Annotated in this window: 18 protein-coding genes; 11 read left to right on the top strand and 7 right to left on the bottom strand. The window is 72.2% G+C overall.

The genetic code is table 11. From position 1 onward, the window contains the following. The 3 genes from AB0O36_RS34985 to AB0O36_RS34975 all read left to right on the top strand — a co-directional run. Nucleotides 1-1319, top strand: a 1319-nt coding sequence (locus tag AB0O36_RS34985; protein ID WP_365117527.1) for an RHS repeat-associated core domain-containing protein, incomplete at its 5' end; no start/stop codon positions are given. 464 nt (nt 1320-1783) lie between these two features. After that, complete coding sequence (locus AB0O36_RS34980; RefSeq protein WP_365117525.1) at nt 1784-1951, top strand: hypothetical protein; 168 nt, start codon at nt 1784-1786, stop codon at nt 1949-1951. Nucleotides 1952-2030: 79 nt separating this feature from the next. Beyond that, nucleotides 2031-5063 (top strand): AAA family ATPase, encoded by a 3033-nt coding sequence (locus AB0O36_RS34975; RefSeq protein WP_365117532.1) that lies wholly within the window; start codon nt 2031-2033, stop codon nt 5061-5063. Between the two features lie 9 nt (nt 5064-5072). Here the strand turns inward: AB0O36_RS34975 and AB0O36_RS34970 are convergent, their stop codons facing one another. The 3 genes from AB0O36_RS34970 to AB0O36_RS34960 form a co-directional block, all read right to left on the bottom strand. Beyond that, on the bottom strand, nt 5073-5297 hold the full coding sequence (locus AB0O36_RS34970) for a DUF6191 domain-containing protein (protein WP_365117524.1): 225 nt from the start codon (nt 5295-5297) through the stop codon (nt 5073-5075). A gap of 27 nt (nt 5298-5324) precedes the next feature. After that, nucleotides 5325-6533 carry a PQQ-dependent sugar dehydrogenase gene (locus AB0O36_RS34965; RefSeq protein ID WP_365117522.1) on the bottom strand — a complete coding sequence of 403 codons (1209 nt, stop codon included), beginning with the start codon at nt 6531-6533 and terminating at the stop codon, nt 5325-5327. 290 nt (nt 6534-6823) lie between these two features. Further along, on the bottom strand, nt 6824-7831 hold the full coding sequence (locus AB0O36_RS34960; RefSeq protein ID WP_365117520.1) for an aldo/keto reductase: 1008 nt from the start codon (nt 7829-7831) through the stop codon (nt 6824-6826). 74 nt (nt 7832-7905) lie between these two features. On the opposite strand from AB0O36_RS34960, the gene AB0O36_RS34955 reads away from it, so the two are divergent. The 6 genes from AB0O36_RS34955 (at nt 7906) to serA (ending at nt 17835) form a co-directional block, all read left to right on the top strand. Then, nucleotides 7906-8853 (top strand): 2-hydroxyacid dehydrogenase, encoded by a 948-nt coding sequence (locus AB0O36_RS34955; RefSeq protein ID WP_365117519.1) that lies wholly within the window; start codon nt 7906-7908, stop codon nt 8851-8853. A gap of 453 nt (nt 8854-9306) precedes the next feature. Then, nucleotides 9307-12201: an EAL domain-containing protein gene (locus tag AB0O36_RS34950; RefSeq protein WP_365117530.1), complete on the top strand. Its 2895-nt coding sequence runs from the start codon at nt 9307-9309 to the stop codon at nt 12199-12201. Nucleotides 12202-12429: 228 nt separating this feature from the next. Then, a complete protein-coding gene (locus AB0O36_RS34945; protein WP_365117516.1) occupies nt 12430-14310 on the top strand; it encodes an acetolactate synthase large subunit in 1881 nt (626 codons plus the stop codon). Nucleotides 14311-14342: 32 nt separating this feature from the next. Next, complete coding sequence (ilvN, locus tag AB0O36_RS34940) at nt 14343-14867, top strand: acetolactate synthase small subunit (protein ID WP_365117513.1); 525 nt, start codon at nt 14343-14345, stop codon at nt 14865-14867. A gap of 111 nt (nt 14868-14978) precedes the next feature. Further along, the gene (gene ilvC, locus AB0O36_RS34935; RefSeq protein ID WP_365117511.1) at nt 14979-15980 is read left to right on the top strand and encodes a ketol-acid reductoisomerase; all 1002 of its coding nucleotides are present in this window, start codon (nt 14979-14981) and stop codon (nt 15978-15980) included. A gap of 262 nt (nt 15981-16242) precedes the next feature. Continuing rightward, the gene (gene serA, locus AB0O36_RS34930) at nt 16243-17835 is read left to right on the top strand and encodes a phosphoglycerate dehydrogenase (RefSeq protein ID WP_365117508.1); all 1593 of its coding nucleotides are present in this window, start codon (nt 16243-16245) and stop codon (nt 17833-17835) included. A gap of 343 nt (nt 17836-18178) precedes the next feature. Here serA and AB0O36_RS34925 read toward each other — a convergent pair whose 3' ends face one another. Both AB0O36_RS34925 and AB0O36_RS34920 read right to left on the bottom strand, forming a co-directional pair. Beyond that, nucleotides 18179-18403 carry a hypothetical protein gene (locus tag AB0O36_RS34925; RefSeq protein WP_365117506.1) on the bottom strand — a complete coding sequence of 75 codons (225 nt, stop codon included), beginning with the start codon at nt 18401-18403 and terminating at the stop codon, nt 18179-18181. A 141-nt stretch (nt 18404-18544) separates the two neighbouring features. After that, a complete protein-coding gene (locus tag AB0O36_RS34920) occupies nt 18545-20068 on the bottom strand; it encodes an MFS transporter (protein ID WP_365117504.1) in 1524 nt (507 codons plus the stop codon). A gap of 102 nt (nt 20069-20170) precedes the next feature. On the opposite strand from AB0O36_RS34920, the gene AB0O36_RS34915 reads away from it, so the two are divergent. Beyond that, complete coding sequence (locus AB0O36_RS34915; RefSeq protein ID WP_365117502.1) at nt 20171-20749, top strand: TetR/AcrR family transcriptional regulator; 579 nt, start codon at nt 20171-20173, stop codon at nt 20747-20749. A gap of 81 nt (nt 20750-20830) precedes the next feature. Here the strand turns inward: AB0O36_RS34915 and AB0O36_RS34910 are convergent, their stop codons facing one another. Both AB0O36_RS34910 and AB0O36_RS34905 read right to left on the bottom strand, forming a co-directional pair. Further along, complete coding sequence (locus tag AB0O36_RS34910) at nt 20831-21805, bottom strand: NAD(P)-dependent alcohol dehydrogenase (RefSeq protein WP_365117500.1); 975 nt, start codon at nt 21803-21805, stop codon at nt 20831-20833. Between the two features lie 136 nt (nt 21806-21941). Further along, on the bottom strand, nt 21942-23165 hold the full coding sequence (locus AB0O36_RS34905; RefSeq protein ID WP_365117498.1) for a helix-turn-helix domain-containing protein: 1224 nt from the start codon (nt 23163-23165) through the stop codon (nt 21942-21944). 152 nt (nt 23166-23317) lie between these two features. Here AB0O36_RS34905 and AB0O36_RS34900 point away from each other — a divergent pair, with 152 nt between their 5' ends. Next, nucleotides 23318-24244 (top strand): proline dehydrogenase family protein, encoded by a 927-nt coding sequence (locus AB0O36_RS34900; RefSeq protein WP_365117495.1) that lies wholly within the window; start codon nt 23318-23320, stop codon nt 24242-24244. Nucleotide 24245 lies beyond the last annotated feature (1 nt).

Below are 24245 nucleotides of genomic sequence, written 5' to 3'. Positions count from 1 at the left end.
CCGACGGCAACCGCACCTCGGTCGAGAAGAACGCCGAACTCCAGCGCACCTCCCAGTGGGACGTCAACGGCAACATCCCGCGCCTGGCCACCGAGCGGAACGGCACCGGAGTCTTCCTCGCGGACTACCACTACGGCCCGCAGGGCGAACCCCAGGGCCTGGACACCCAAAACGCCAGCTACTGGTTCCTCCACGACCGCCAGAACTCCGTGACCTCCGTCAGGGACCAGGCGGGCGCCGAAACCTACCGCTACGCCTACGGCACCTGGGGAACCACGGAAGGAACCGCAGGCACGGGAACCCAGCAGCAGAGCCAGTTCGGCTTCACCGGAGCACCCAAGGACTCCGTCCTGAGCGGGCGCGTCCAGCTTCCGGCACGCAGCTACGACCCGGCATCCGGACGCTTCACGACACCGGATCCCCGTCCGGACACCGCAGCACCCACCACCACCTCCACCTACGCCTACGCCAACAACGACCCGGTCAACCAGGCCGACCCCACCGGCGCCTGCCCCATGTGCCTCAGCATCGGCGTCGGCGCCATCATCGGCGGCGTCGTCGAAGGCGGCATCTACTCCTGGCAGCACCGCAACGGCGGCTTCACCCTCGGCGGACTCGCCAAGGCAGCCGGCAAGGGTGCCTTGATCGGCGGAATCGCCGGCGCCTTCATGCCCGGAGCGGGCAACCTCGCCGCCCGGTCCCTCGGCCTCGCCGGCGGCCGCGCCCTGGCCACCTCCGCAGTAGTCAACGCAGGAGTCGGCGCGGGCTACTCGTTTGCCGTCAACCAGGCCCAGTGCCGGCCCACCGACCGATGGGACCTCCTTCTCGGCGCGGGTGGAGGAGCCGTCAGCAGCGTCATGGGCCCCGCCGCCAAGTGGATAGCGGGCCGTCTCCGGCCGGGTTCTCGCGTGACGGCGCCCGACGGTGCCGGCACCGCTCGCCCCGGGCAGCTGACCATCACTGCCAAGAATCCTTCCGCTTCGGAGGTTTCGGCGGCCGAACACATGGCGTCGCTCGGAAAGAAGGTTGAGCTGAGAGATCCGGTGGGGACACGGGCAGGTGGGCAGACGAGCGACTTGCTCGTTGACGGTGTTCCATGGGACGTGTACTCGCCGGTCAGTACCAACCCGAAGGCCATCATCAACAAGGTGGCGAAGAAGCACTCGCAGGTTCACGGAGGCGGCGTGATCGTAGACCTGTCAGGCACCGGCCTCTCCGCGTCTGAATTTGATGGCGCCCTCGTCACAGTGAATAGTCTGATACGCAGCTGGGGGAAGGATAGCTTCATCAGCGAAGTCATATTCTTTGGAGGGGCTTAATGGCGAAGATGGCGTGCAGGTGTGGAAATCTCATCCGAGATGACGATCCGGATTTCAGCCTGATTCTGCTCCCTTACCGGGAATTCGATGACGCTGAGGCTGATTCCGGGATGCTTCTCGGCAGAGGGACCGATGCTCGTCGTTGCAACGTGTGTGGTCGCCTGTGGGTGTTCTGGGAAGAAGGAGGTAATGCGGTCGAGTACGTTGAAGTCCGTGACTGAGCCGCTAGTCCGGTCATGAAGTCCTGACCTGTCTCGCAACGACGTCTAAGGCCCGCCCGGCGCTGCCTAAGGAGTGCCGGGTCGGGCCTTAGGCATGAGTGGGGACGCCCGGCCCCGGCCTAAGGCCCCCCGGCACCCGCAGATGCGGCATGCACCCGATGTGCCGGCACCCCCTGGGACGGGATTCTTGGATCACACCGAACGAGGTGCCCGAGAAACCCGGAACCCACCAGGGAGAACGAGATGTTCCAGCACGAGATCGCCACCGCCCGCCGCGCCGAGCTGCTCCGCCAGGCCACCGAGTACCGCCAGGCCCGGCAGGCCGTCCAGGCCCGCCGCGAGTCGCAGCGCAGCCAGGAACCCGAAGGGCAGGTGAGGGAGCAGCGGAACCGCTTCGTACGCGTCGCCTGACCCGCGCCCGCAGCGTGCGATCCCCAGCGCCATGACCACCCCACCGAAACCCGATACGTCCCGGCAGCAGGCATGTGCGATGCTCGGCGACGTGGAGACCAGATCTGTCAGCCCGGTGTTCGTCGGCCGCGCCGACGAACTGGCCGTACTCACCGACGCACTGGGCCGGGCCGCCGGCCAGGAGCCGCAGGCCCTCCTCATCGCCGGCGAGGCCGGCGTCGGGAAGACCCGGCTCATCGAGGAGTTCGTCGCCGAGGCGACCCGGGACGGCGCCGCCGTCGCCGTCGGCGGCTGTGTGGAGATAGGGGCGGAGGGACTTCCCTTCGCCCCTTTCTCCACGGCCCTGCGCGCCCTGCGCCGCCGGCTGCCCGAGGAACTCGCCGCCGCGGCCGCCGGCCAGGAGGACGAACTCGCCCGGATCCTCCCCGAACTCGGTGAGACCCCCCGCGGCCCGCACGACGAGGAGAGCACCCACCGGCTCTTCGAACTGACCGCCCGCCTGCTGGAACGCCTCGCCGCCGACCGCACCGTCGTCCTCGTCCTGGAGGACCTGCACTGGGCCGACACCTCCACCCGGCACCTGCTGGCCTACCTCTTCCGCACCCTCACCGGCGGCCGCCTGGTCCTCGTCGCCACCTACCGCGCCGACGACATCCACCGCCGCCACCCGCTGCGCCCCCTGCTCGCCGAACTCGACCGGCTGCGCACCGTACAACGGGTCGAACTGCCCCGCTTCAACCGGGCCGAGGTCCGCCGCCAGGTCGTCGGCATCCTGTCCTCCCAGCCCGACGAATCCTTCGTCGACACCGTCTTCGACCGGTCCGACGGCAACGCCTTCTTCGTCGAGGAACTCGTCGCCAGCGCCGGCAACGGCTGCCGCACCGGCCTCACCGAATCCCTCCGCGACCTGCTGCTCGTCCGCGTCGAGGTGCTGCCCGAAGCCGCCCAGCGCGTCGTCCGCATCGTCGCCGAGGGCGGCTCCACCGTCGAGTACCCGCTGCTGCTCGCCGTCTCCCGGCTCACCGAGGACGAACTGCTCGACGCCCTCCGGGCCGCCGTCGGAGCCAACATCCTGCTCGCCACCTCCGACGGCGACGGCTACCGCTTCCGCCACTCCCTGGTCCGCGAGGCCGTCAGCGACGACCTGCTGCCCGGCGAACGGGCCCGGGTCAACCGCCGCTACGCCGAAGCCCTGGAGGCCGACGACACCCTGGTCCGCGCCGAGGAACGGATCATCCGGCTCGCCAGCTACTGGTACTGCGCAGGAGACGCGGCCAAGGCCCTGCCCACCGCGCTCGACGCCTCCGTCGCCGCGCGCCGCCGGCACGCGTACTCCGAGCAGCTCAGCCTGCTCGAACGCGCCCTGGACCTGTGGGACAGCACCCCCGACGACGTCCGCGACGCCCTGCGCCCGGCCGAGTACACCGATGCGTACCCGCCGTGCGGCTGCGACCCCTCCACCCCGCTCCAGCTGCTCGACCTGCTGGCCGAGGCCACCGTCGCCGCCCGGCTCGGCGGGGAGCGCGAACGCGCCCTCAAGCACACCAAGGTGGCCCTGCGCTCGCTGGAGGGAGCCACGGCCGACCTGGACCTGCTGCGCGCCGCCTGGTTCTGGACCGAACGGTCCCGGCTCGTCGCCAGCCTCGCCCGCGGCAACGGCTGGGAGGAACTCGGCACCGCCCAGGCACTGGTCAAGGGCCTGCCCCCGTCCCAGATACACGCCGAGGTACTGGTCCGGGCGGCCGGTTGGGGCATGCTCCACAACCCCGGCCCCGACAACCTGGCCGCCGCCGAACGCGCCGCCGAGTACGCCCGTATGGTCGGCGCCGCGGAGACCGAGCTCAACGCCCGGATCACCGTGGGCTCCCTGCTCACCGACGCGGGCGACGCCGAGGCCGGGTTCGCCGAACTCCACGCCGTCAAGGACCGGGCCGCCGCCCTCGGCCTCACCGGCCTGGCCGGGCGCGCCTACATCAACCTCAGCTCACAGCTGGAGAGCCACGGCCAGTCACGGGAAGCGCTCGACGTGGCCGTCGCGGGGGTGGAACTCGTCGGCCGCTCCCGGCTGCTGGACACCGAGGCGTGGGTCCGCGGCAACATGGCCGAGACCCTGTACAGCCTCGGCCGCTGGGAAGAGGCCGCGGAAGCGGCCCGGCGCACCCTCCAGGTCGGGCAGAGCGCGGCCCCGCGCGGCAGCGCCCACGCCCGCCTCTCCTACCTGGCGCTGGCCCGCGGCGAACTCGCCGAAGCCGCCGGCCAGCTCGCCGCCGCCCACCGCTGCTTCGGCAACCACGACCTGCAGCCCCAGCACCGCATCCCGCTCTACCGCCTCGCGGTCGGCGTGGCGGCGGGGGAGGGGCGGCTGGCCGACGTACGCGCCGAGCTCGCCACCGCCGTCGGCAACGGCTTCCCGCTCGGCCACCACCGCTACGCCTGGCCGCTGCTGCTCGCCGCCGCCACGGCGGAGGCGGACGCCCGCGGCCTGCCCGCCGCGGACGCCGGCCGGGCCGGCACCGTCGACCTCATCCGGTCCGCCGCGCGCCGGCTGGCCACCCCGTACCCACTGTGGCGGGCGCACGCCGAATACGTACGCGCCGAACTCCTGCGGGCCGAGGGGACGGACGCGGCGGCGGACTGGACGGCGGTCGAGGCGGCCGTCCGCCCGCTGGACCGGCCCTACCTGCTGTCCCGGGTCCGGCACCGGCTCGGCGAGGCACTGCTCGCCTCCGGCGGCGACCGGGACCACGCCACCGCCCTGCTCCGCGAGGCGCACGCGGAGGCCGAGCGGCTCGGCGCGCGCCTGCTCCGCGAGGACCTGGCCCTCCTCGCCCAGCGCGCCCGCATCCCCCTGACGGCGCCGGCCCCCGACCCGGACCGTCCGGTCCCGGACTCCGACCCGGCGGAGGCACTGGGCCTGACCAGCCGCGAACGGGACGTCCTGCGCCTGGTGGCGGCCGGCCTGAGCAACCGCCGCATCGCCGAGGAACTCTTCATCTCACCGAAGACGGCCAGCGTGCACGTCTCCAACATCCTCGCCAAGCTGGGCGTCTCCGGCCGCGTCGAAGCCGCCGCCCTCACCCACCGCCTCCGCCTCTTCCCTCCGGGGCCGTGACCGGCACGGTCAGTCGTCGGCGGGCGGCGCGTCCGCGAGGCGTATGCGGACACTGCCGGAGTCCAGGTCTATCGGTCCGCGCCCCGGGTCGCCGTCGTTCGCGTCGACCCGGGACAGCTCCAGCCGGTTCCGCTCCTCGTCGGTGTGCCTGCGCCCCGGGTTGAACAGTTCCTCGATCATGTTGAACACCGTGCCCACCGTGCCTTCCGCCCCGGTCGGGGCTCCGTAGGTCACCGCACTACCGAACCACCGCACTGCGCACTACCGGACCGTCAGGGTCAGGATGCGGTCGTCGCCCGCCTCCGGAGAACCCCGGCCGTCCGTCTCGCTCGTCACCAGCAGCAGGCGGTCGCCGCCCAGCGGGACGACCGTCCGCAGGCGGCCGTACCTGCCGGTGAGGAACGCCTCCGGCTCCGCCGACGGGACCGCCCCCGCCAGCGGGATCCGCCACAGCCTTTCGCCCTTCAGCGCGGCCACCCACAGCGAGCCCTCCGCCCAGGCCAGCCCGCTCGGCGAGGACTCGTCCGTCCGCCACTGGACCACCGGGTCCTTGTAACCGGGCTTGCCGGCCTTGCCCTCGACCTCCGGCCAGCCGTAGTTCCCGCCGGGCTCGATCAGGTTCACCTCGTCCCAGGTGTTCTGCCCGAACTCCGTCGCCCACAGCCGCCGGTCCTTGTCCCAGGCCAGGCCCTGCACGTTGCGGTGCCCGTAGGAGTAGACGACCGAGTCGGCCTCGGGGTTCCCGTGCACCGGCTCGCCGTCCGGGGTCATCCGCAGGATCTTGCCGCCCAGCGACTTCCGGTCCTGGGCGAGCCCGGTGTCCCCGGTCTCGCCGGTTCCCGCGTACAGCATCCGGTCCGGGCCGAACGCGATCCGGCCGCCGTTGTGCACGGAGCCCTTCGGGATGCCCCGGAACACCGTGTCGGGTGCCCCCAGCTGCTCGCCGGGCGAGCGCTGGTCGTCGTAGTGCAGGCGGGCGATGCGGTTGTCCGAGGCGGTGGTGAAGTACGCGTACACCATCCGGTCGCTCGCGAAATCCGGGGACAGCGCCAGCCCCAGCAGACCGCCCTCCCCGCCGGGGTCCACTCCCGGCACCTCGCCGATCACGGTGGTCTTCCCGGTCGCCGTCTGCACCCGGCTGATCGTCCCCCGGTCCCGCGAGGCGACCAACAGGTCACCGTCGGGGAGTACGGCCACGCCCCACGGCGACTCCAGCCCCTTGGCCACCTCCCCGGCGACCGCGACCGCGCCCTTCGCGGGCGGCCCGGAGGGCGTGGGACTCGCCGAGGGCGTGCCGGTGGCGGGCGCACCGGGCGAAGCCGCCCCCGAGGCCGACGCGGAGGCCGAGGGGGCGGAGGTCCCCGAAGCCGCGCCCCCGGGCCCGGCGGGCGAACACCCCGCCACGAGCAGCACCCCGCACCCCACGACTGCCGCGGCCACCCCCGCACCCCGCACCGTTCCGTTCCCCATCCCCAGCTCCCTTCACTTCCGCCCCTGCACCGCCCATCGTCCCGCACAGCACGAGCGCGGTCAGCGCCTTCGCCGATGGCATGCCCGTCTCCGCCGAGGTGCGGGCGCCGGCTCGGCCGACGTGTGGGCAGGCGTTCCGCCGGGCTTTGCCCACCCTGCACCTCCGCCGAGGTGTGGGCGCCGGCCCCGCCCGGCCGCGGCAACGGCCGGCACCCGCACGGCGGCGGCGGGCGGCCGCCAACCCCGCCCCGCCGGGGCAGCGCCCGGCAAGGGTGGCGCCAGGCCGGACGCTAGTCCCAGGCGCCCACCGCCACCGGCAGCGCCGCGAGCTCCGCCAGGTCCGCCGAGGTCAGCATGACCTCCGCCGCCGCCGCGTTCTCCACGGCCCGCTCCGCCCGCGCAGCCCCCGGCACCGGGACGACCTGCGGGCCCTGGGCCAGCACCCACGCCAGAGCCACCTGTGCCGCCGTGACCTGCGGTCCGTGCCGCTCCGCCACCCGCCGCAGCCCCGCCACCAGCACCTGGTTCGCCGCCATCGCGTACGCGGTGAACCGCGGGTGCCGGGCCCGCGCGTCGTCCGCCTCGAAGCCCTGCCCCGGCGTCAGCGTCCCGGTCAGGAACCCGCTGCCCAGCGGCATCGCCGCCAGGAAGCCCACCCCCCGTGCCGCGCACCACGGCAGCAGGTGCCAGGCCGCCTCCGGCGACCACACCGACAGCTCCGCCTGCACCGCGCTGACCGGGAACACCTGCTGCACCCGCTCCAGCCGGCGGATCGTCAGCGCGTACGACCGGTCCCCGCGCCGCCCCGCCCCCGGCCCCGCGCCCGCACCCACCGCGCAGAAGCCCAGCGCCCGCACCTTCCCGGCGCCCACCAGCTCGGCCATCGCGCCCCAGGTCTCCTCCACCGGGACCTCCGGGTCCACCCGGTGCAGCTGGTACAGGTCGATCACGTCCGTCTGCAGCCGCCGCAGCGAGGCGTCGCAGGCCCGCCGTATGTATTCAGGCCGCCCGTTGGCCACCACGTGCTGGTCGCCGGCCCGCAGCCCCGCCTTGGTGGAGACGAAGGCGTCCGCCCGGCGCTCCCGCAGCACCCGCCCCACCAGCAGCTCGTTGGTGAACGGCCCGTACACGTCGGCGGTGTCGAGCAGGCTCGCCCCCACGTCGAGCGCCGCGTGCACCGCCGCCACCGACCGCGTCCCGTCCCGCTGGGATGCGGCGTACGCCCAGCTCATCGGCATGCAGCCGAGCCCGATCGCGCCCACCGCCAGCGCCGCCGCCCCGATTGCCCTGCGCTCCACCCGTGCGTCCCCCTCCGTCTCGCACCCCCGAATGTAACGGCTTGATCGCGACGGCTTGGCATAGCCTCCCGATCATGAGTTCACCCACCCCAGAGGTCTGGCTGCCGTATCCCGCCGAGGACATCGACGGCCTTCCCGACTCCTTCCGCTACCGACGGTGGGACGGCGGGGACGAGTTCCCGGCCGACCCCGCGGACTGTGTCTTCTACGTCACGCCCTACATGAAGTCCCCGGCGGTCAGCGTCCGTCCGTTCGCCCTGATGCCCCGTCTGGAGGTCGTCCAGACCCTGACCGCCGGCATCGACCACGTCCTCGGCGGACTCGGCGCGCTCCGCTCCGGCGTACGGCTCTGCAACGCCCGCGGGGTGCACGACGCCAGCACCGCCGAACTGGCCCTCACCCTCGTCCTCGCCTCGCTCCGCGGCATCCCCCGCATGGTCCGCGGCCAGGACCGCGAGGAATGGCACGGCGGTTTCTACGAGGCGCTCGCCGACAAGTCCGTCCTCCTCGTCGGGTACGGGGCCATCGGCGCCGCCATCGAGGACCGGCTCGCCCCCTTCGAGTGCGGGCGGATCACCCGCGTCGCCCGCTCCGCCCGCAGCGCGGAACGCGGCCCCGTGCACTCCTTCACCGAGCTGCCCGCGCTGCTGCCGGAGGCGGACGTGGTCATCCTCGCCACCCCGCTCACCGAGGAGACCCAGGGCCTCGCGGACGCCGCCTTCCTGGCCCGCATGAAGGACGGCGCACTGCTGGTGAACGTGGCCCGCGGCCCGGTGGCCGACACCACCGCCCTGCTCGCCGAACTGGAGTCGGGACGGCTCCGCGCGGCCCTGGACGTCACCGACCCCGAACCGCTGCCCGCCGGCCACCCGCTGTGGCACGCCCCCGGTGTCCTGATCACGCCTCATGTCGGCGGCAGCAGCTCGGCGTTCCTGCCCCGGGCCCGCCGTCTGATGGCCCGGCAGCTGACCCGCTTCGCCGCGGGGGAGCCCCTCGAAAACACCGTACTGATCACGGATTGAGCCCGAATGTGCACTGTCCGTGCCGGTTCGCGTGCGGTCGGTGTCCACAACGCCGCTGTTGGTGACGGAGCGTACAGCTGACCTGTCCCTGAGTAACGAAAGTGGTGTATCGTCCGGAACAAGGGGCTGCGCCGCGAACGTATGGCGCTGGGGAGTGATCGGACAGTTTGGGGGGCGACGGGCGATGCACGGCCAATGGACGAAGGATCCGACGCGGCGGAGCCGCCGGAGGCGCCCCGTGTGCGCGCCGAATTCAGCCACCCGGACGGGCCGGAGCCGACGGGCGGGCGGGAGCCACTGGGCGAGCCGGACTCGCTCGGCGGGCCGGGCCCCCTCGGAGCCCGCGTCGGGCCGGTCAGGCCGCACCGGCCCCACCGGCCGCACCGGGCCGCCCGCGACACCCGCCCCGGCGGGGGCGCGGCCGGCCCGGAGGGCGGCGTCCGAGGGGGACCGGTGAGCGCCCACGGGGCCCTCCTGGCCCGGCCGCCGGTCCAGGGATGCGGCCGGGGGGTCCTGGCCCAGCTCCTCCTCGCCGCCGTGATCGCCGGGTACACCATCGGCGCCGGCCTCGGCTGGGGGTCGAAGCAACTCGCCGAATGCATGGGCGACTTCGGACTGAGCGCCGCCGCCCTCCTCGCCGCAGTGTCCTGCTACCGGTACGCCCGCGCCGCGGGCAACCGCGACCGCCCCGCCTGGCTGCTGTTCGCCTTCTCCTCCCTCATGGCCGCCTGCGGCAACGCCGTATGGGGCTGGTACGAGGTCGTGCTCGACCGGCCGGTGCCCAGCCCGTCCGCCGCGGACTTCGCCTTCCTCTGCTTCGCCCCGCCCGCCATCGTCGGCCTGCTGGTCCTCGCCAAGCGCCCGGTGACCCGGGCCGGCTGGGTCTGCCTCGCCCTCGACTCCTGGCTCATCGGCGGCTCCCTGCTCACCCTCGCCTGGAGCCTCGCCCTCCAGCAGGCCACCGAGGCCGCCCAGTCCGGCGCCCCCGGCAGCGTCCTGCGGCCCGCGCTCGACCTCGCCTACCCGATGCTGGACATCGCGCTCGTCTCGATGGTCCTGGTGCTGCACTTCCGCCGGTCCGCGACCAACCGCTCCGCGGTGAACACCGCCCTCGCCGCCCTCGCGCTGACCGTCCTCAGCGACGCCCTGTTCACCTCCCCGCTGTTCCGCATGGGCTACCGCTCGGGCCAGCTGCTCGACGCCGGCTGGTTCGCCGGCTCGCTGCTCCTCGCCTACGCCCCCTGGGGCGCCCGCCGGCTCCCCCCGCCCGGCGGACACCCGTACGCGGCCCGCCGCACCGGCCGCCCCATCACCGGCTCCCTGCCCGCGCTCACCCCGTACCTCGCGGCCGCCGTCTGCACCCTGGTCATCCTCTACAACTACAACACCGTCGACGGGCGCCGCGGGGACGACCGGGTGGCCCTGTTCACCGGCTGCAGCGTGGTCCTCGCGCTCGTGGTCCGCCAGGGCATCATGCTCCTGGACAACATCGCGCTCACCCAGGAACTGGCCCAGAAGGAGAACCACTTCCGCTCCCTGGTCCAGGGCTCCAGCGACGTCATCATGATCGCCGCGCCCACCGGGACCCTTCGCTACGTCAGCCCGGCCGCGGCCGGGGTCTACGGCCGCGAGGCCGACCAGCTGGTCGGCACCCAGCTCTCCGCGCTGATCCACCCCGACGACCTCGGCCGGGTGGTCCACGAGGTCCGCCGCTTCCTGGCCGCCCCGCCCGCCGAGGAGCCCACCACCCGCATCGAATGCCGCTTCATGTCCGGCAGCGGGGAATGGCTCAACGTGGAATCCACCGTCAACCGCCACCAGGGCGGACTCATCCTCAACAGCCGCGACGTCACCGAACGGGTCCGGCTCCAGGCCCAGCTGCAGCACAGCGCCGAACACGACGCGCTGACCGACCTGCCCAACCGGGCCCTGTTCACCCGCCGGGTCCGCCAGGCCCTGACCGGGCGCCGCTCCGGCGACCACAGCACGGCCGTGCTCTTCATCGACCTGGACGGATTCAAGGCGGTCAACGACAGCATCGGCCACCAGGCCGGCGACGAACTGCTCATCGAGGCCGCCCGCCGCCTCCAGGACTCGGTGCGCGCCGGCGACACCGCCGCCCGGCTCGGCGGCGACGAGTTCGCCGCGCTCATCCTCGGCGACGGGGGCCGCGACCGCAGCGCCCGCGAGCACCAGGTGCGCGAGATCGCCGAGCGGCTGCGCACCACCCTCTCCCAGCCCTACCGGATCGCCGGCCACGAGGTCCGGGTCGCCGCCAGCATCGGCGTGGCCTTCGCCGAGCCCGGCATGACGCCCTCGGACCTGATGAGCAACGCCGACCTGGCCATGTACCGGGCCAAGGCGGGCGGCAAGGACCGGGTCGAGCTCTACGTACCGCAGATGCAGTCCGAGATCACCCGCAAGGCCGAACTGGCCGGCCGGTTCCGCACCGCGCTGCGCGAGGGCGAGTTCACCCTGCTGCACCAGCCCGTGGTCTGCCTGGCCACCGGAGAGATCGCCGCGGTCGCCGCGCAGCCCCGCTGGCGCTCCGCCCAGGGGATCCTCTTCACCCCGGCCGAGCTGCTCCGGGTGGCCGAATCCCAGGAGCCCGGACCGGACGCGCACCCCGGCCGGGCCGCCGGCCCCGCCGGTGCCGGACGCGCCGCCGAGCTGGGCCGCCGGCTGCTGGAGACGGCCGTGGAGCAGGCCGCCGAGCGGCACCTGGCCGGGCACGACATCCCCGCCGTGGTCCGGATGAGCGCCCAGCGGCTGCTGGACCGGTCCGGCCCGGCCGGCTCCGTGGAGGCGCTGCTCACCCGGCACGGGCTGCCCCCGGGAGCGCTGGTCCTGGAGCTGGCGCTGCCCGACCCCCGGGTGCCCTTCGAGGACCTGGAACGCCGCCTGGCCGCCCTCCGGCGGCACGGCGTACGGATCGCCCTGGACGGCTTCGGCAGCGGGTACGCCGCGATCAGCGCCCTCCGCAGGCTCCCGCTGGACCTGCTCAAGCTGGACCGGGGCCTGGTCGAGGGCGTGGTGGAGTCACCCAGGCTCCACAAGATCACCGCCGGATTGTTGCGCATCGCAAATGATCTGGGCATGCAGTCGGTGGCCGACGGGGTCGACCTTCCGGAGCAGGTCATGGCCCTGCGGGCGATGGGTTGCGGCCATGCGCAGGGAATGGCGTTTTCCGGCCCTCTGGACGAATACCGGCTGCGGCGGGCGCTGGCGAGGAGTACGTTTCCAGTACCGGGCGGGGTAGCCCAGCCTGCCCTGGCCGGCGGTTCGGCGGGGGGTCCACTGGTCACCCATAGGGGCTCACATAATGAGACGGCCGTCCCACCCACTTGACACCGACCTCCCGGCGGAGGGAGGGTCAGTGCCATGCGCACCCGAATTCTCGTACTTGGAAAGCGCGTCGGCTGAGACCGGGACCCACACGTCCCCGCTCCACGCACCCGACGCGCTCCCCTCGCTTGCCTGCCGGCACGAGGGGTTTTTTGTTGCACTGGCACACGGCGCATGCCATCCAAGAGCCGAATCACTCGTAAAACCCTCAGCTTCGAGAAGAGATTGCCGATGACCGAGCAGGCCTCCGGGGCCCACCATCCGCAGCCGCGGGCCCGTACCGGCGGACAGCAGACCGCTGCGATCGAGCACGTCACGGGTGCGCAGGCCCTCATCCGTTCTCTCGAAGAGGTGGGGTGCGACACGGTCTTCGGCATCCCGGGAGGCTGCATCCTGCCCGCGTACGACCCGCTGATGGACTCCAAGAGGGTCCGTCACATCCTGGTCCGGCACGAGCAGGGCGCCGGTCACGCCGCCACCGGGTACGCGCAGGCCACCGGCAAGGTCGGCGTCTGCATGGCCACCTCCGGCCCGGGCGCCACCAACCTGGTCACCCCGATCGCCGACGCCCACATGGACTCCGTCCCGCTGGTCGCGATCACCGGCCAGGTCTCCTCCAAGGCGATCGGCACCGACGCCTTCCAGGAGGCGGACATCGTCGGCATCACCATGCCGATCACCAAGCACAACTTCCTGGTCACCAAGCCCGGGGACATCGCCCGGACCATCGCCGAGGCGTTCCACATCGCCTCCACCGGCCGTCCCGGCCCGGTCCTGGTCGACATCGCCAAGGACGCCCTGCAGGCGCAGACCACCTTCAGCTGGCCGCCCACCCAGGACCTCCCCGGCTACCGGCCGGTCACCAAGCCGCACGCCAAGCAGATCCGCGAGGCCGCCAAGCTGATCGCCGCGGCCAAGCGCCCCGTCCTCTACGTCGGCGGCGGCGTGATGAAGGCCGGCGCCACCGCCGAGCTGAAGGTCCTCGCCGAGCTCACCGGCGTCCCGGTCGTCACCACCCTGATGGCCCTGGGTTCCATCCCGGACAGCCACCCGCAGAACCTCGGCATGCCGGGCATGCACGGTGCGGTCACCGCCGTCACCGCCCTGCAGAAGTCGGACCTCCTGGTCGCCCTGGGCACCCGCTTCGACGACCGCGTCACCGGCAAGCTGGACAGCTTCGCCCCCTTCGCCAAGGTCATCCACGCGGACATCGACCCGGCCGAGATCGGCAAGAACCGCGCCGTGGACGTCCCGATCGTCGGTGACGCCCGCGAGGTCATCGCCGATCTGATCCAGGCCGTCCAGGCCGAGATCAACGACGGCAACACCGGCGAGTACACCGCCTGGTGGAAGGACCTCAACCGCTGGCGCGAGACCTACCCGCTGGGCTACGACCTGCCCGAGGACGGCAGCCTCTCCCCGCAGCAGGTCATCCAGCGGATCGGCGAGCTCGCCCCGGAGGGCACCATCTACGCGGCCGGCGTCGGCCAGCACCAGATGTGGGCGGCGCACTTCGTCGACTACGAGGAGCCCCGCACCTGGCTGAACTCCGGCGGCGCCGGAACGATGGGCTACGCGGTCCCGGCCGCGATGGGCGCCAAGGTCGGCATGCCGGACCGCACCGTCTGGGCGATCGACGGCGACGGCTGCTTCCAGATGACCAACCAGGAACTGGCCACCTGTGCGCTGAACAACATCCCGGTCAAGATCGCGATCATCAACAACGGCGCGCTGGGCATGGTCCGCCAGTGGCAGACCCTCTTCTACAACCAGCGGTACTCCAACACCGTCCTGCACGCCGGAGAGACCGGCCACGACACCGTCGGCTCCCAGCTCGGCGAGTCCGCCGCCCCCCGCATGGGCACCCGCGTCCCGGACTTCGTCAAGCTGTCCGAGGCCATGGGCTGCGTGGCGCTGCGCTGTGAGGACCCGGCCGACCTGGACAAGGTCATCGCCGAGGCCAACGCGATCAACGACCGCCCCGTCGTCGTCGACTTCATCGTCCACGAGGACGCCATGGTCTGGCCGATGGTCGCCGCCGGCACCTCCAACGACGAGGTCATGGCAGCCCGGGGCGTCCGCCCCGACTTCGGCGACGGCGAAGACGACTGACCCGCGAGAGCCCCAGAGAGAGAACGACACACATGTCCAAGCACACGCTCTCGGTCCTGGTCGAGAACACGCCCGGCATCCTCGCCCGGATCGCCGCGCTGTTCTCCCGCCGCGGATTCAACATCGACTCCCTGGCGGTCGGCGTCACCGAGCACCCCGACATCTCCCGCATCACCATCGTGGTCAATGTCGAGGACCTGCCCCTGGAGCAGGTGACCAAGCAGCTCAACAAGCTGGTCAACGTCCTGAAGATCGTCGAGCTGGAGCCCTCCTCCGCGATCGAGCGCGAACTGGTCCTGGTGAAGGTCCGCGCCGACAACGAGACCCGCTCCCAGATCATCGAGATCGTCCAGCTGTTCCGCGCCAAGACCGTCGACGTCTCCCCGGAGGCCGTGACCATCGAGGCCACCGGCGGCGCCGACAAGCTCGGCGCGATGCTCCGGATGCTGGAGCCGTTCGGCATCAAGGAGCTCGTCCAGTCCGGCACGATCGCCATAGGGCGCGGCGGACGGTCCATCACGGACCGCAGCCTGCGCGCGCTCGACCGCAGCGCCTGACGCCCTTCGCGTCGCGCCGTACCCGGCGTTCGCATCGCGAGACCGACAAACTTTCATTCCGTTCCCCGCCGTACGGTGGGAGCAACACCAGCGCACCAAGGAGATATCCCAGTGGCCGAGCTGTTCTACGAGAACGACGCCGACCTGTCCATCATCCAGGGCCGCAAGGTCGCGGTCATCGGCTACGGCAGCCAGGGCCACGCCCACGCGCTGTCGCTCCGTGACTCCGGCGTCGACGTCGTCGTCGGCCTGAAGGAGGGCTCGAAGTCCAAGGCCAAGGCCGAGGAGCAGGGCCTGAAGGTCCTCCCGGTCGCCGAGGCCGCCGAGTGGGCGAACCTCATCATGATCCTGACCCCGGACCCGCTCCAGGCCGAGATCTACGAGGAGTCCGTCAAGGACCACCTGAAGGAGGGCGACGCGCTCTTCTTCGGCCACGGCTTCAACGTCCGCTACGGCTTCATCAAGCCCCCGACCAACGTGGACGTCGCCCTGGTCGCCCCCAAGGGCCCGGGCCACCTGGTCCGCCGTCAGTACGAGGAGGGCCGCGGCGTTCCGTGCATCGCCGCCGTCGAGCAGGACGCCACCGGCAAGGCGTTCGACCTCGCCCTCTCCTACGCGGCCGGCATCGGCGGCACCCGCGCGGGTGTCATCAAGACCACCTTCACCGAGGAGACCGAGACCGACCTGTTCGGTGAGCAGGCCGTCCTCTGCGGTGGCGCCTCCGCGCTCGTCAAGGCCGGCTTCGAGGTGCTGACCGAGGCGGGTTACCAGCCGGAGATCGCGTACTTCGAGTGCCTGCACGAGCTCAAGCTGATCGTCGACCTGATGTACGAGGGCGGCCTGGAGAAGATGCGCTGGTCGGTCTCCGAGACCGCCGAGTGGGGCGACTACATCACCGGCCCGCGCGTCATCACCGACGCCACCAAGGCCGAGATGAAGCAGGTCCTCGCGGAGATCCAGAGCGGCGAGTTCGCCAACACCTGGATGGCCGAGTACAAGGCCGGTCTGCCCAAGTACAACGAGTACAAGAAGGCCGACTCCGAGCACCTGCTGGAGACCACCGGCAAGAAGCTGCGCAAGCTGATGAGCTGGGTCTCCGACGAGGAGAACTGACCCATGCGAAGGGGCCGGGACGGAAGCGTCCCGGCCCCTTCGGCCATCCGCTTTGTCCATGCGGGCCGTATCCGCTTGTCCACCCTGGCCAACCCCGGACGGGTGATCTCTCCGGACAGGCGGAAAACCACCGCGGCACCGCTACTACACTGCTCAACACAACGCGTCAGGCCCACAGTGTCGTGCGTCTTCCACGCGGCTAGCCCCCTCCACCGCCTGCGGCCGTCGGGACGGCCGTCCGCACTGGATTAGTGAGGACCACGTGAGCTCGAAACCTGTCGTACTGATCGCCGAAGAGCTTTCGCCTGCCACCGTTGAGGCTCTCGGCCCCGACTTCGAGATCCGCCACTGCAACGGTGCCGACCGCGCGGAGCTCCTGCCCGCCATCGCGGACGTCGACGCCATCCTCGTGCGCTCCGCCACCAAGGTCGACGCGGAAGCCATCGCCGCCGCCAAGAAGCTCAAGGTCGTCGCCCGTGCCGGCGTCGGTCTGGACAACGTGGACGTCTCCGCCGCCACCAAGGCCGGCGTGATGGTCGTCAACGCCCCGACCTCCAACATCGTCACCGCTGCCGAGCTCGCCTGCGGTCTGCTCGTCGCCACGGCCCGCAACATCCCGCAGGCCAACACCGCCCTGAAGAACGGCGAGTGGAAGCGCAGCAAGTACACGGGCGTCGAGCTCAGCGAGAAGACCCTCGGCGTGGTCGGCCTCGGCCGCATCGGCGTCCTGGTTGCCCAGCGCATGTCGGCCTTCGGCATGAAGGTCGTCGCCTACGACCCCTACGTGCAGCCCGCGCGCGCCGCCCAGATGGGCGTGAAGATGCTCTCCCTGGACGAGCTGCTGGAGGTCGCGGACTTCATCACCGTGCACCTGCCCAAGACCCCGGAGACCCTCGGTCTCATCGGCGACGAGGCGCTGCACAAGGTCAAGCCGTCCGTCCGCATCGTCAACGCCGCCCGCGGCGGCATCGTGGACGAGGCCGCCCTGTACTCGGCCCTGAAGGAGGGCCGCGTCGCCGGCGCCGGCCTGGACGTGTACGCGAAGGAGCCCTGCACGGACTCCCCGCTGTTCGAGCTCGACCAGGTCGTCTGCACCCCGCACCTGGGCGCCTCCACCGACGAGGCCCAGGAGAAGGCCGGCATCGCCGTCGCCAAGTCGGTGCGCCTGGCGCTCGCCGGCGAGCTGGTCCCGGACGCGGTCAACGTCCAGGGCGGTGTCATCGCCGAGGACGTACGCCCGGGCCTGCCGCTCGCCGAGAAGCTCGGCCGCATCTTCACCGCCCTGGCGGGCGAGGTCGCGGTCCGCCTCGACGTCGAGGTCTGCGGCGAGATCACCCAGCACGACGTCAAGGTGCTGGAACTCTCCGCTCTCAAGGGTGTCTTCGAGGACGTCGTCGACGAGACGGTCTCCTACGTCAACGCCCCGCTGTTCGCGCAGGAGCGCGGTGTCGAGGTGCGCCTGACCACCAGCTCGGAGTCCCCGGACCACCGCAACGTGGTCACCGTCCGCGGCACCCTGTCCGACGGCCAGGAGGTCTCGGTCTCGGGCACCCTGGCGGGCCCCAAGCACCTCCAGAAGATCGTCGGCATCGGCGAGTACGACGTGGACCTGACGCTCGCCGACCACATGGTCGTGCTCCGCTACCAGGACCGCCCGGGTGTCGTCGGCACCGTCGGCCGGATCCTCGGCGAGGCCGGTCTGAACATCGCGGGCATGCAGGTCGCCCGGGCCGAGGAGCACGGCGAGGCGCTCGCCGTCCTGACCGTGGACGACACCGTCCCGGTCAACGTCCTGGCGGACATCTCCGAGGAGATCGGCGCCACGTCGACCCGTTCGGTCAACCTGGTCGACTGACCGCGTATCCGCGTATCCGCGCATCTGCGGATACGCGTATCCGCGCATGAGAAGGGCCCGGGGTTCGGCGAATTCCAGAGGTCGTTGCAACACGTGATCACCGACGTGTGATGGCGAGCAGTGCAGACAGGCGCTCGGCTGGGGTTTCCCGGCCGAGCGTCTTGCGCGGGCGGCTGTTGAGTTCGGCAGCGACTGCGTCGAGGTGGTCCCGGGTGTGGCCGGACAGGCTGCTGCCCCAGGCGATGTTTCTCGGATCTTCTGATGTGAGTGGTCGCGAGGGAGTCGCCCCGCAACGCGTGGCTGCGGGGCGACGATCCACTTTCGCAACGGGCCCTGGTGGCGTTTAGTCGACCGTCTGCCCGTCGTACATACCGCCCCTGCAGGTCGGGAGCACGGGCGTCGACCGGTCGATCGTTCCGCCGTTGTCCGTGCACTCACCCGGGGTGACGCTGGCCGGGGTGACGCTGACGCTGCCGCTGGCGGCGGTGGCGGTGGCGGCGCCTGTGAGGCCGAGTCCGGCGAGGGCTGCCGTGGCGAAGACTGCGGCGAGGATTCGTCGAATGCGCATTTGGTTCGCCTTTCACAGATTGCCTCGGTTGGGGCACTAGCCAGCTTGATCTTCACCCATGTGGGTGGCACGTCATGTTGAGCCATTCGGGTGAAAGTGGCGACTGCGTCGAGTAGCGAGTGCTGCGTTCCGGTACGCCGCTCAGTGCGCGGCGGCGACCGGCTGCGGGGCTTCGGCGGGTCCGGCCGCCGCACCGGTCCGCAGCAGTGCCAGGGCGAGCCCGGCGGCGGCCAGCAGCAGGGCGGCCGCGCCCCAGGCGGCGTACTGCATGCCGTGCACGAAGGCCTCGCGGGCCGTGGCCAGCAGTGCGGCCCCCGCCTCGCCGCCGAGCTGCCCGGCGGTGGCGGCGGCCCCGCCCAGGGTCTCCCGGGCGGCCGGTTCGGCGCCGGTGAGGTCCTGGCGGTAGACGGCCGTGCCCAGGCTGCCCAGCAGGGCCATGCCCAGCGCGCCGCCGAACTCCTGGCCGGTCTCCAGCAGGGAGGCGGCGGAGCCGGCCTTCTCGGCGGGGGCCGAGGCCAGGGCCATGTCGGAGACCAGGGACATCACGGTGACGATCCCGCAGGCCAGCACCGCGCAGCCGGTCAGCAGCAGCCACAGCGAGTCGGTGCCGACCAGGGCGAGCAGCGCGAACCCGGCGGCGCCGGTGACGAACCCGCCGGCGATGACCGCCCGCCGGCCGAACCTCTGGCCGAGGGCGCCGGCGGCCGGGGCGGCCGCGCCGACCGCCAGGGACGGGGCGAGGCTCCACAGCGCGGCTTCCAGGGTGCCCATGCCGAGCACCGACTGGAGGTACTGGGTGGTGAAGTAGGCGGAGCCCATCATGGCGAAGGCGGCGAGGGTGTTGAGGGTGACGCCGGCGCCGAAGCCGCGGCCGCGGAACAGGGCCGGACTGATCATCGCGTCCTCACGGGAGCGCTGGCGGCGGACGAAGACGTATCCGACGGCCAGGCCGGCGGCGAGGCAGAGCAGGTACGCGGGCCGGGCGCCCTCGGCGGCGATCTCCTTGAGGCCGTAGACCACCGGCAGGACCGCGGCGATGGACAGCGGCACGCTCAGCAGGTCGAAGCGGCCGGGGGCCGGGTCCTTGAACTCGGGGACCAGCACGGGCACCAGCACCAGCAGGAGCAGCATCGCGGGCACGTTGATCAGGAAGACCGAGCCCCACCAGAAGTGGTTGAGGATGAGGCCGCTCATCACCGAACCGAGGGCGATGCCGCCGGCCATGGCGCCCGACCAGATGCCGATCGCCCGGGTGCGCTGCCTGTCGTCCCGGAAGAGGTTGCGGACGAGGGCCAGCGTGGAGGGCATCAGGGTGGCCCCGCCGACGCCGAGCAGCACGCGGGCGGCGATCAGCATCTCGGCGCTCTGGGCGTACGCGGCGGCGACCGAGGCGGTGCCGAAGGCCGTGGCCCCGATCAGCAGCAGCTTGCGGCGGCCGATCCGGTCGCCCAGCGAACCCATGGTGATCAGGAGGCCGGCGAGGGCGAAGGCGTAGCTGTCGAAGATCCACAGCTGCTGGGTGGCGCTGGGGTCGAGCTCCCGGGTGATGGCGGGGATCGCGAAGTAGAGGACGGACACGTCCATGGAGACGAGCAGGAGGGGGAGCAGCAGGACGGCGAAAGCGGTCCATTCGCGGCGCCCGGCGCGGGGCGGGGTCTTCGTCATGAGCAGGAATGTACAGTCGTCATAAACGCTTGTCTAGTACGAGAGTCTGGGACTTCTGTATGGGACGTGCGTATGGGACGGTCGTCTTGGTACAGTCCGGGCATGGGACACAAGGAAGATCTGCTCGACGGCGCGAAGAAGTGCCTGGTCGAGAAGGGGTTCGTGCGGACCACCGCGCGCGACATCGTGGGCGCCTCCGGCGCGAACCTCGCCTCCATCGGCTACCACTACGGCTCCAAGGACGCCCTGCTCACGCAGGCCTTCGTCCAGCTCATGGAGGAGTGGGGCGAGTCCTTCGCGACCTCCGCGCAGGGCGAGGGCGGTTCGCTGGAGCGGTTCCGCTCCATCTGGGGGAACGTGATCGACCGGCACGAGGCGTCCGGGCCGGTCTGGGCCGCCAGCCTGGAGATCGCCCTGAGCCGGGACCGGGTGCCGGAACTGCGCAGGATGCTCGCCGCCCAGCAGGGCGAGGGGCGCCGCGGACTGATCGCGATGATGACCGGCCGGCCCGAGGAGGAGCTCGACGAGCGCGACGTACGGACGCTCGGAGCCTTCTACCAGGCGCTGCTCAACGGCCTGATGATCCAGTGGCTGTTCGACCCGGAGACCGCCGCGACGGCGGAGGAACTCACCGAGGGCATGCGGCGCGCGGCCGGGACCGCGCTGGGCCGGGAGGAGTAGCCCGACGCGGAAGGGGGCCGTCCTGCTGCCAGGACGGCCCCCTCCGTCCCGCCGGGACGGCCCCCTTCGCCCATCGGTCGCTCAGACGGTCAGGACCACCTTCGCGCGGGCGTGCTCCACCTCCAGGTACCGGATCGCCTCCGCCGCCCCGGCCAGCGGGTAGGTCCGGTCCACGACCGGCCGGACCCGCCCGGACTCCACGAGCCCTCGCAGCGCCGCCAGGTTCTCCCGGCGGGGCTCCGCCGTCAGCACGAGCAGCCGCTGCCCGGCGAACCGGGACAGCAGCCGCCCCTTTACGAGCAGCGCCATCGGCCCGATCAGGCTGCCGCCCCCGGACACGCCCCCGCCGGACAGCACCAGCGTCCCGGCGGGTGCCACCGCACGCCGGAGCTCCGCCAGTGAACGGTTCCCCACCAGGTCGAAGACCAGGTCGTACGTCCGGCCGCTCCGGGTGAAGTCCTCCCGCGCGTAGTCGACGACGTGGTCCGCACCCAGCGAGCGGACCGGCTCGGAGTTCCGGGCGCTGCACACACCGGTCACCTCGGCGCCGAGCGCCTTGGCGATCTGCACCGCGAACGTGCCCACGCCCCCGGAGGCACCGTTGACCAGCACCGACTGCCCGGGGGCCACGCGCCCGAGGTCGCGCAGTCCCATCAGCGCGGTGTTCCCGGCCAGGGGGATCGCGGCCGCCTGTTCGAAGGTCAGGCCGGCGGGCTTGCGGTCCACCGCCGTGGCGGGGGCGCACACGTACTCGGCGAACGCCCCGTCGGCCTCCCCGTACACCTCGTCGCCCGGACGGAGCCCGGTCACGCCCGCGCCCACCGCCTCCACCGTGCCCGCGAAGTCGCGGCCCCGGACCGGCGCCTTCGGCCTGCGCAGCCCCAGCACCAGGCGGGCCACGTACGGGTCGCCGCGCATCAGGTGCCAGTCGGCCGCGTTGACCGCGGCGGCGCGGACCTTCACGAGTACGTCGTGGTCCCCGGGCGCCGGGCGGTCGACCTCCCGGTACTCCAGGACGTCGGGCGGGCCGTAGCGGTCCTGGACGATGGCCTTCACGGGTGCCTCCTGGCGCGCGGATTCAGCGGTGTTCGCGACAGTAGGGGCCCCCGGCGGGCGCCGGCATCGGGGACGGACCCGGGTCCGTCCCGGAGAACCGGGGCGCGGTCCGTACGACCGGAGTCGTAGCGCGCCGTCAACTTCCGTTGAGCCTGGCCGCCTTGAGCGCCATGTGCAGCAACAGCCGGTCCTCGCCCTCGTCCAGGTCCAGCCCGGTCAGCTGCTCCACCCGGGACAGCCGGTAGTAGAGGGTCTGCCGGTGGATGCCCAGGGCCGCCGCCGCCCGCCCGGCCTGCCCGGCGCAGTCCAGGAACACCTCGGCGGTGCGCGCCAGTTCGGGGTGGGCCGGCCCGAGCAGGGCGCGTGCCGCCGGGTCCTGTGCCGGGTCGGCGGACAGCGCCGCGAGCATCCGGTACGCGCCGATCCCCGACCAGCGGGCCACCGGGCCGAGCCGCGGCTGGGCCAGCGCCGCCCGGGCCGCGGCCGCGGCCTGCTCCCAGGCCTCCGGCAGCCCGGCCAGGTCCCGTACCGGCTCACCCACCCCGGCGGCCCGCGCCGTGGCACCGGCCGGGGCGGGTGCACCGCCGCCCTCCCGGGGCAGCAGCCTGCCCGCCGCGTTCAGCGCCGGGGTGAGCGAGTCCGCCGCCCGCAGCCGGACCAGCACCGCCAGGCCCTCCCCGGACGCCGGCCCCTCCCCGGCAGCCGGGCCCTCCGCGGCCGCGCCCCGCAGGGGTGCCGCGCACACCGCGGCCGCGCCCGGCACCGACCCCGGGGTGTCCCCGGCCCACGGCGCCACGCAGACCAGGGCGTGCGGACCGGCCCCGCCCGTCCCCAGCGCCGCCCGGAGCGCCTCCACCGCCAGGTCCCGCGCCCGGCCCCGCTCGGCGGTGAGCACCGCCCGGAACTCCCGGGACAGGTCCGCGCCCGCCCTGGCCTCCTCGGCCAGCAGCACCCCGATCCGCTCGGCCACCTCCATGGCGGCGGACAGCTGCGCGGGGTCCGGCCAGGGCCCCTGCCCGGGATCCGGATCCGGGTCGAGCACCCACACGTAGCCGTGGACGATCCCGCGGTTCCGCACCGGCAGGCAGATCCGGCCCCGGAACACCCCCGCCTCCGGCGCGGCCGGGATCCGGACCGGGCCGGTGGCGCGGGCGATGCCGAAGCCCTCGAACCAGGACCGTACGGCCGCGGTGGACTGCCGGGTCAGGATCGACCGGGTCCGGACCGGGTCCATGGCGAGGTCGTCCTCGCTGTCGTGGGCGCCGAAGGCGATCAGGCGGAAATCCCGGTTCTCCAGGGTCGCGGGGGCGCCCAGCAGCGCCGAGATCTCGTCCACCAGGTCCTGGTAATCGCCCTTCACGGGCACATTCTCCCACTCGGCGACGGCCGCTTCAGACATCTGTATGAGATCGGGGCCACGGATGCGTGACAGCTGTCGATGGCCGAGGATCAAACCGGTCCATAGGTTTCACGGTGGTTTCACTTGCTTTCTGCCACCCGTTGGAGGTGCCCGTGCTGGGTCCCGTGATTCTGGCCGCCTCGCGCAGCGAGAAGATGCGCCGAATCGTCTCTGCCGCCCCGGTGACCAAGCCCGTGGTCAATCGCTTCATCCCCGGCGAGACGGTCGACCAGGTCATCCCGATCGTCACCGACCTGGCCGCCAAGGGGCTGGAGGTCACCCTCGACGTGGTGGGCGAGGACATCACCACGGTGGAGCAGTCCTACGCCGCCCGTGACGCCTACCTGGAGCTCATCGACCGGCTGAAGGACCTGGGTCTGGGCACCAGGGCCGAGATGTCGGTCAAGCTGTCCATGTTCGGCCAGGCGCTGGAGGGCGGCCACGAGCTCGCCCTCGCCAACGTCCGCCCGGTCGTCGAGGCCGCCGCCGCCATCGGCACCACCGTCACCCTGGACGCCGAGGACCACACCACCCTCGACTCGATGTTCGCCATCCACGAGGAGCTGCGGAAGGACTTCCCGCAGACCGGCTGCGTCATCCAGGCGTACCTCTTCCGCACCGAGGCCGACGCCCGCCGCCTGGCCGCCTCCGGCAGCCGCGTCCGGATCGTCAAGGGCGCCTACAAGGAGCCCGCCGAGGTCGCGTACCAGGACAAGGCGGAGATCGACAAGGCGTACGTGCGCATCCTCAAGATCTTGATGGAGGGGCAGGGATACCCGATGATCGGGTCCCACGACCCGCGCCTCATCGCCATCACCCAGGAGCTCGCCCGCAAGGCCGGGCGCAAACTGGACGAGTACGAGTTCCAGATGCTGTACGGCATCCGCAGCGAGGAGCACCTGCGGCTGGCCGCCGAGGGACACCGGATGCGCGTCTACACCGCGTACGGGACCGACTGGTACGGCTACTTCATGCGCCGTCTGGCGGAGAAGCCGGCCAACCTGCTCTTCTTCGTCCGCTCGATGATCACCAAGAACTAGG

This window comes from Streptomyces sp. NPDC089799 (assembly GCF_040684755.1).
Lineage (GTDB): Bacteria > Actinomycetota > Actinomycetes > Streptomycetales > Streptomycetaceae > Streptomyces.
Note: the sequence above shows the minus strand (reverse complement) of the source record. Positions and strands in the feature narration are given on the sequence as shown.

Excerpts from the sequence above, each read along its gene's own strand:
- AB0O36_RS34980 (WP_365117525.1), top strand. The coding sequence starts at position 1,784 with ATGTTCCAGCACGAGATCGCCACCGCCCGCCGCGCCGAGCTGCTCCGC.
- AB0O36_RS34975 (WP_365117532.1), top strand. The coding sequence starts at position 2,031 with ATGCTCGGCGACGTGGAGACCAGATCTGTCAGCCCGGTGTTCGTCGGC.
- AB0O36_RS34965 (WP_365117522.1), bottom strand. The coding sequence starts at position 6,533 with ATGGGGAACGGAACGGTGCGGGGTGCGGGGGTGGCCGCGGCAGTCGTG.
- AB0O36_RS34955 (WP_365117519.1), top strand. The coding sequence starts at position 7,906 with ATGAGTTCACCCACCCCAGAGGTCTGGCTGCCGTATCCCGCCGAGGAC.
- AB0O36_RS34945 (WP_365117516.1), top strand. The coding sequence starts at position 12,430 with ATGACCGAGCAGGCCTCCGGGGCCCACCATCCGCAGCCGCGGGCCCGT.
- ilvN (WP_365117513.1), top strand. The coding sequence starts at position 14,343 with ATGTCCAAGCACACGCTCTCGGTCCTGGTCGAGAACACGCCCGGCATC.
- AB0O36_RS34925 (WP_365117506.1), bottom strand. The coding sequence starts at position 18,403 with ATGCGCATTCGACGAATCCTCGCCGCAGTCTTCGCCACGGCAGCCCTC.
- AB0O36_RS34920 (WP_365117504.1), bottom strand. The coding sequence starts at position 20,068 with ATGACGAAGACCCCGCCCCGCGCCGGGCGCCGCGAATGGACCGCTTTC.
- AB0O36_RS34915 (WP_365117502.1), top strand. The coding sequence starts at position 20,171 with ATGGGACACAAGGAAGATCTGCTCGACGGCGCGAAGAAGTGCCTGGTC.